Origin of the sequence: Vibrio sp. 10N.222.49.C9 (assembly GCF_041474985.1) — a bacterium.
Taxonomy (GTDB): domain Bacteria; phylum Pseudomonadota; class Gammaproteobacteria; order Enterobacterales; family Vibrionaceae; genus Vibrio; species Vibrio crassostreae_C.
In genome coordinates this window covers 1-254 of the sequence record NZ_JBFRVD010000141.1, presented here as the reverse complement: position 1 = coordinate 254, position 254 = coordinate 1, and the positions used below count along the sequence as shown (strand labels likewise).

The following is a 254-nucleotide window of genomic DNA, read 5'->3' as shown; positions in this document are numbered from 1 at the left end:
TCCAAATTGTTAAAGAGCAATGAGACTTCTTGTGAAGTTCATTTTCTAAAGACTCTCACAGTCGAAAAATCCAACCAGCGACATAAGAAGTGGTTTGGAGATTTAACTTCCAAGAATATTTAGAGAATGGTGGGCGATACCGGGCTCGAACCAGTGACCCCCTGCTTGTAAGGCAGGTGCTCTCCCAACTGAGCTAATCGCCCACTAAAAGTTTTAATTCCTTCGTGGAGAAGGAATGGTGGGTCGTGCAGGAT

Annotated in this window: 1 tRNA gene; it reads right to left on the bottom strand. The window is 44.5% G+C overall.

The features are described 5' to 3' along the window. Positions 1-127: 127 nt before the first annotated feature. A tRNA-Val gene (locus AB4585_RS22395) sits at positions 128-203 on the bottom strand. Positions 204-254: the final 51 nt, after the last annotated feature.